The organism is Rhodococcus sp. R1101 (assembly GCF_000278445.1).
In the GTDB taxonomy this organism is placed as follows: domain Bacteria; phylum Actinomycetota; class Actinomycetes; order Mycobacteriales; family Mycobacteriaceae; genus Rhodococcus; species Rhodococcus gordoniae.
On record NZ_AJVB01000178.1, the window covers coordinates 1 to 7,201 of the forward strand.

General features: G+C 54.4%; 7 protein-coding genes. All 7 read right to left on the reverse strand.

The annotated features are described in order from the left end of the window. Positions 1-919 (reverse strand): hypothetical protein (locus tag R1101_RS30210; RefSeq protein ID WP_157179150.1); only part of this gene is annotated, 919 nt, incomplete at its 3' end. A gap of 1 nt (position 920) precedes the next feature. Next, positions 921-2,186: an O-antigen ligase family protein gene (locus R1101_RS29580; protein WP_157179151.1), complete on the reverse strand. Its 1,266-nt coding sequence runs from the start codon at positions 2,184-2,186 to the stop codon at positions 921-923. Between the two features lie 113 nt (positions 2,187-2,299). Then, entirely contained in the window at positions 2,300-3,166 is an 867-nt protein-coding gene (locus R1101_RS29585; protein WP_157179152.1) for a nitroreductase family protein, read from the reverse strand. Between the two features lie 220 nt (positions 3,167-3,386). Beyond that, positions 3,387-4,316 carry a glycosyltransferase family protein gene (locus tag R1101_RS30215; protein WP_157179153.1) on the reverse strand — a complete coding sequence of 310 codons (930 nt, stop codon included), beginning with the start codon at positions 4,314-4,316 and terminating at the stop codon, positions 3,387-3,389. 2 nt (positions 4,317-4,318) lie between these two features. Continuing rightward, positions 4,319-5,269, reverse strand: coding sequence for a glycosyltransferase (locus R1101_RS0112650; protein ID WP_026003209.1), 951 nt, complete (start codon positions 5,267-5,269; stop codon positions 4,319-4,321). Positions 5,270-5,348: 79 nt separating this feature from the next. Continuing rightward, positions 5,349-6,677 (reverse strand): UDP-glucose dehydrogenase family protein, encoded by a 1,329-nt coding sequence (locus R1101_RS29590; RefSeq protein WP_081494089.1) that lies wholly within the window; start codon positions 6,675-6,677, stop codon positions 5,349-5,351. A gap of 342 nt (positions 6,678-7,019) precedes the next feature. Continuing rightward, the coding region (locus R1101_RS29595) for a sugar transferase (RefSeq protein ID WP_037224035.1) at positions 7,020-7,201 on the reverse strand (182 nt) is incomplete at its 5' end.

Sequence of the window (7,201 nt, forward strand, 5' to 3'; positions counted from 1 at the left end):
GCAGCACCTGATATACAACGATACAGATTACTGCGACCAACACGACACACGCGCCGTACAACGCCGGCAATCGACGGGACGCACGTACATCGCCCGACGCCACCAATCGAGTCGCTTCCGGGATCAAGGCAAAATTCATGCCCATCGTAAAAATCGACAAGGGCATTAGCAGCATCTGAGCTGCGCGCAGCCATCCAGATGCTTCGAGCCCGGATACCGCAGAAACGACAAATGTCACGGCAGGAGTCAGCCCTCCCGCCACAAAGTAATCAATGGAATATACAGGACCCACACCTTTAACGGAATGGAACCATCTTGCCGCCAGTCGGGCATCGAGACGGGGACGGAGAATCAAGAATCCGCACAGGACGCTTGCCGCTGCGCCCAAGCCCCACGCTGATACAAACTGCGACAAACTAGTGGGTGCGATTGCGAGAATCACCGGCACCTCAACAAGGAGCCATAGCGCTTCAACACCAAACGCCTGTGCGGCCCTACCCGAGTCCACTAGAGCAAAACGAACCGAATCCTGCACTACCGCGAAGAATATAGCGACGCCGAAAGCAATAGCTAACCGCATGTCATTAACAAATAGGACTACAGTAAGGGAAGAAAAGAGCCCGACTAGCACACTCACAAGAACCGTCGAGAACACCGAAGCAGAGTGCCTGTCCGACTCATTGAACTGGCGTGTGTCGGCCTCTTTGAAGATCATCGGCTCGCTCGTCCACGCCCGGACGACACCGATCGCAACTCCGTTTACAGCCATCAAGAGTGCAAAGACACCGAGTTGCGCAACATCCAAGGCGCGAGCAACAAGAACGGTCAGGACGAAATTCGACGCATTGGACGTCACCTGCGCCGCGGCCGACCATCCAAGTCGTCTTGCTGCATGGACAGACTTTGCTATGACACCCAAGTCAGTCTCCGGCCTTGCCGACAACAGCGGTTCCCAAATCGGGCCCCTCGGGGAGCTCCGATGCACCGTGTTCGCCAACCAGGTGTCGCGATCCCAGAATAATTCCCACCAGAATCACGAGTAGTTCCGAGGACCCAGCGTCGTTCAGGTACGGATGGATAAACATGAGGACCAGTAGCCCGCTCATGAAACACAAAACCGATTCAACCACTGCAGCGGTCACGGGATCGACAGGATGAACTTTATGCGTCCGTCGAACGAGACTCCCAATCAAAAGGAAGACGAAAACCAAGAAAGAAACGATACCGATGACTCCGGTAGTGACCAGTACGAGGATGTACATGGACTCAGCGTATTGAAACACACGGTCTGACGCACGAATAGGCCCATGTCCAGTCAACGGGTTATCTGCGACTAACGGAATGAAGTCTCGCTTCCAAAGAGCGAGGCGAAATGCAACAGTTTGGGGAAGAAACCCATATTCATTTGTAACTTGCGACTGCCTGTTGACTCGCTCGGACAAAATACCCGAGACAAAGCTCGTTTGCGAAACTACGAGCACAAGAATAGCGCCGAGAAGTGCTACAATCCGCTTCCCCTTTCGCAGCAGGAAGTACGCGGCACCACCGAGCCCTAACAGGGCCATACCGAAAGTAAAAGACGATATTAGGCCGACTCCTATTAGCGCCATGCACACTGGAAGCACAAACGCTCTTTCGTAGAGACGCACGCCATATGCAAGAAGTGCAATAGCCACAATAAGTGTAAGCGCCATATAGCCTGCATACGCATGCCACGAATGGAAGATGCCGATACCGCGAGGTACCTTCCAGTTCGGCATGTTCACAATAGTTTGGTTTCCGGTTAGAACCGATGCGAGAGTTCGAGAGCCAGCTACGCCGGCAATTTGAAGAAAAGCGAGACCGCCCATTATTGCTGCAAACACGATGAGGTATCGACATACCTTGAGCAATAATCCAACACACGCAGCGCCAGCAGCATATGACGCTGTAAAGGTAAGGAGAAGAACAATCGGACCAAGCCCGTAAGTGATGAAGTCTTTGGGTCCGAGGTCGGATGAGTTGAACCAATGGGATGCTACGACGACTGCAGTAACTACGGAATATGCAAGAAGACCCCAGAAGACGGCCCCCCCGATCCTGAAATGACGGTGCAAGTTAATGAGAAGAAGTGCAAGAACTGCGATCGCCAATACCTCGGAAAGCCGTAGCCCGGGCACGAGGAGTCCCCGCTTCGTACCTGACACCGTGGGTATCAGCGCTAAGCAGAACGCAAGCAGCCTGGGGTAGCTAATCTGCGAGGCGGCGCCCGCAATATGAGCTTTCAAATCCGGGCCTTGACGGACCCTACCGGCGGTCGTCATGCTGAGCCTGGCGTTGTGGTCTGGACCTGACCATTGCCTAATAGGACCCGGTCAAAGTTCCGCAACGGAGACGCCGTAACTACGGCATCGCCCGACGGATAGCCGATTGCGATCATCATGATCACCACCTCTTCATCCGGCAATCCGATCAGGTTCCTCAATCTCAAGTCTTGGCTTTTTACCGTGCTCCAGTTCAAAGGGCAACTGCCTATACCCGCACCGTGTAAGGCGTAAATCAGCGACATGGCGAACATTCCACCATCGATGTACCCCTGGTTACGCTCACCTGGCGTTAAGAACGCGGATAGATCTGAGGTCACAACAAGAACGTGACTCGCTGTATGACCGAATCCGCGGTTTCCGTTCTGGGTCTGCAAAACCTTATTCGCAAACTCCCCTCGCGCGAAGATGCGTACCCGAGCAGCCTGCCTATTGCAAACACTCGGCGTAGTTTGTGCATCCATGATCGCGCTCTGGATTATGTCGACCTCGACGCTACGTTCGGAGAAGTTTCGAACACTGCTGCGAGAACGTGCGAACTTCGAGAAATTCCATCCATCGAACTCCTTACTGGACGGCGACAGTGGTTCGGTGCCGCCCGGGCTATTTTCGAGAACCGGTGTCGATTTCGCCAATTCCTCGAATACAGGTTCGACAGCCGACCACCACTCGTTCGGAGACGATTGAAATTTGCGCTTGTATTCGCTTAGCGCTCCCAGAGCTCCGACCAGGATTGCCTTATCGTGACCATCGAACGCAGAATAACGTGCGCAGTTGGCGAGCAACCTTTCAACCGTTTCGCGACCAAACCACGGACGCGGTTCCGGCAGTGTCAAACCCTTCTCGACGCGATGGAAGTCCATAACAATATGGGACTCCAGCACTTCGAGTGTGCTTGAATTGACAATGCCTGAGAACCGCATAAACCTCCGGGCGTCATATACATATGACCCCACGAGCTGTGTGATCGACCTCGCTTGCCGTATCATTCTAACCTTTTTTGCGTGCCGTCTAACTTTTAAAACAAAGCTCATCATCGCCCTCCAAGAGCTAACATAAATCGCATACGAAAACGATCCCGTATCAGGATCCTAAAAATTCACGGATCATCTTTATTTCATGCTGCTGTTCGGACATCCGACGTGGCAATACCTCATTGGCTGCGGCAATAAATCTCTGAGGATCGTTTGATATTTCCATCAATGCGCGCACAATCGATTCCGGCGCACTTGGATCAACGTATGCAGCTGCGCACTCCAAGAAATCTCGGAGAACCGGAAAATGCGCCGTAACCTGAGGTTTACCTTCCATCAGCGCTTCGTAGCCTGCTCGCTGCATCGTATGGTCACGATCCGTCACCGCCACTACAGCCAGACAGTCGCGCACCAATCGATTGTATTCCTCTGCGGACACAAATCCCGGAAAGCTCACATTTTCGGGTGCGGACTGCCGAACCCAAGCTGGAGCGTTTCCAGTGAAAACGAAATTCAGGTCAGGCATACGGCGGGTAGCCTCGATTAGCGCATCTAGAGGTTCATCATTTGCGTAGCTCAGAGGGCACAGGATGTATGCTCCGGCGCCACGCTCCACACTTCCGACACGGCGATCAACTAAGATATCGTGCAGGACAAATGCTTTTGCTCCTGCCCTTCGGCACTGAACAGCAAGCGGTTCATTGGTCACGATTGCGGAATTTTTCCGCAGCATCCACAGTCCAATACGGGAGAACCACGACCATTTAGGATCCGAAAAGAAGCCCGTATGCAAGTCAGCGATCAACTTGCTGCCTCGCGGCTTTGATAACGCCGCTACGACTAGCAACGGAGCGGGCGGAAGCATCACTATAACCGAATTGGGACGACGATCGCGAATGACACTTCGAGTGAATCGTGCTGCAGCCAGGTACTTGAACACGTGACGCTTCTTTGCAATCGCGTCTGGCAAGAATACTGCTTCGACGCCGAGTTCCTCTGCCAGACCAGCGCTTCGGCCGTGAAAATCGATCCAGCTCACTATCATCGTGCTGCCTCCGGGAGGAGAATCCGGCGAGTGCTTGCCTCGAGAAGATGCTCTGACTTCAGATCGAGTGGATCGACAGCAATCGCGATCTCGTTGTCCGCCACCAGACGAGCGATCTGCAACTGATGGTCGTCGACATGCTCGTTTCGCTTCTTCCTTCTAGGAAGAACTACCGGATACTTACCCATTCCAAGGATATTCAAGATCGAGCCGACACCACTATGTGTAATTACGACATCGCTTTCCTGAACAAAGCTCCCGAACTGCTCGCTCTCGACGGTTTCGAAGACTTGGCCAGGTAGATCAGTACGAGTCGTACAGCCAACCTGCCAGACAGTGTTCTCATCAGCCAAGCCTGTCTTGAGGACTGCATCAATCGCAGAGTCAAATCTGAAAGGCTTGATGGTCCCCAGCGTCACGAAGAGCCTCGGCTTGTCAACAGGAGTATCGCTGCTAACCGCCGTGAAGGCGCTCATCACACTGTCGCGGTGACTCCAGCGCCCAGTAGCCCATTCCTTATGTTGAGCCTCCAACTTTGTGAATCTGAGCGCATGTAGGATACGCCCGGACAACGACGGTCCGTCAGTCCTCGAGACACTCTCGATGTAGCGTGTCGGCACGCCGGCCAATCGAGCGGCTGGCAGCGCTGCAAGGGCAAGGGCAGCCCCTGTGCTGATCGCCTCGTCGTACTTGATGCTCGTAGACCGCAAGTAGGATGCCAGGGTACGGAAAGCACTGAATGTGCCCACGTAGTCCCGCGGCGCGATGTACGGAACATGGAGCGCGTTCTTTCCAGCAAGCAACGACCTGCTCTGCGGTGAATCGAATGTAATCCAGAGTGAGTCGTCGGTCGCGCCGAGAGTCGGCGCTAGTCGAACCAACTGTTCAAGGTGTCCTCCAGTAGAGGCTGCCAAGATCAAGCGCCTGCTACTTTCTGCGATTTCCATGGTTCGTTCCGCCCCTTATTCGGAGAATGTTGCTTATAGCCGATAAAGTCGTCGATCCCTGCCGGGATTCACACTCCTGTCAAGGCCTGCCCAGTGCGCGGTACTCCCATCCGGCAGCCCTCCATTTGCTGGCATCAAGGCAATTTCGTCCGTCGATCAGCTTCTTCCGGCGAACGAGATCTTCGATGCTCGTCGGCGCAAGCTCACGGAACTCTTGCCATTCCGTCAGCACAAGGACCACGTCGGCGCCACTGCATGCTTCTTTGATGTCAGTTGCGTAGCTAAGCGTGGGGAATATTGTCCTCGAATTCTCCATCGCTTTTGGATCGAAGACCGTCACTGATGCGCCTTGCAGCTGGATCTGGCCTGCAATGTTCAGGGCGGGCGAATCTCGCACGTCATCGGAGTCAGGTTTGAAAGCAGCACCTAGCACCGCAACTCGGGACCCGATCAACGAACCATCGACTGCTTCACGGGCGAGCTCGACCATACGTGCTCGACGCCTCATATTAATATTGTCAACTTCGCGCAGGAATGTCAGCGCTTCATCCGCACCGATTTCTCCTGCGCGGGCCATGAAAGCACGAATGTCCTTAGGCAAACACCCTCCGCCAAAACCGATACCCGCGTTAAGGAAGCGTCGCCCGATGCGGACGTCGTGGCCAATCGCGTCTGCGAGGAATGCTACGTCGGCTCCTGCGGCCTCGCACACTTCGGACATCGCGTTGATGAACGAAATTTTTGTCGCCAAGAATGCGTTCGCTGCCGTCTTGACAAGTTCCGCTGTCGCTAGATCAGTGACGAGGAACGGAATGTCCTCTTCGATAAGTTGTGCGTAGACTTCTCTAGCGACCCGTTCCGCCAGTCCACGGCTGTTCCGTGAGACCCCTAGAACCATACGATCTGGATGCAGAGTGTCTTGCACAGCGAATCCTTCGCGGAGAAACTCTGGGTTCCAGGCCAGCTCGACTTCTTCACTAGCGGGCGAAAGTGTTCGTACACGTTCCGCGAGGCCTTCGGCCGTCCCTACCGGAACCGTCGACTTTCCGAAAATGACGGACGGACCGGTCAGTAAAGGTGCCAGCCGATCAATTACTGCATTAACATACGTCAGGTCAGCGGCGAACTCCCCCTTGCGTTGAGGCGTGCCGACACCGATGAAGTGCACATCTGCGAACGCTGCGGCTTCCTCGTACGATGAAGTGAAGCGCAGTCTTCCGCTCTGAATATTTCGTTGCAAGACCTCTTCAAGGCCAGGTTCATAAAAAGGAACTTCGCCGGCTTCTAGCTTCGCGAGCTTCGCCGGGTCAATGTCCACTCCTACAACTTCGTGACCAAGTTCGGCCATGCAGGCCGCGTGTGTGGCTCCAAGGTAGCCAGTACCGAATACTGCGATTCTACGACTCATGTCATTACTCCCACATCTAGCTACTAGGTTGGCGGATTGGTTCCGACGGCAGAGGCTGTTCGACGACCATGCAATCGTCGCACGGATTCACTTTGTGCCCAGGAATCGGCGCCACGACGCGAAATGTCCCGGATGAGGAACCCAAACCAACTGGGACGCGAACGCGCACCACCGACTGAAGCTGGAGATTATTAAGGTTCTGACCGTTCACGACGACACCGACTCTTTGACCAAATCCGGAGGCTCATATAGTTTGGGTACTCGACGAGTGATGCGATAAAAAGAGGGCAAGTCGCAACAACGAACAGCGTCGAAAGAACAGATCATCAGTATCTCGGTCATTCAGTAGGCGCCGTCGCTGGCGAGCACCGCTTTGACGGTCTTACCGATGATCAACACATCCGAGACCATCGACCAGTTCTCCACATACGACAGATCCAGCCTCACCGACTCGTCCCACGACAGATCCGACCGACCCGACACCTGCCACAACCCCGTCACACCCGGACGCACCAACAACCGCC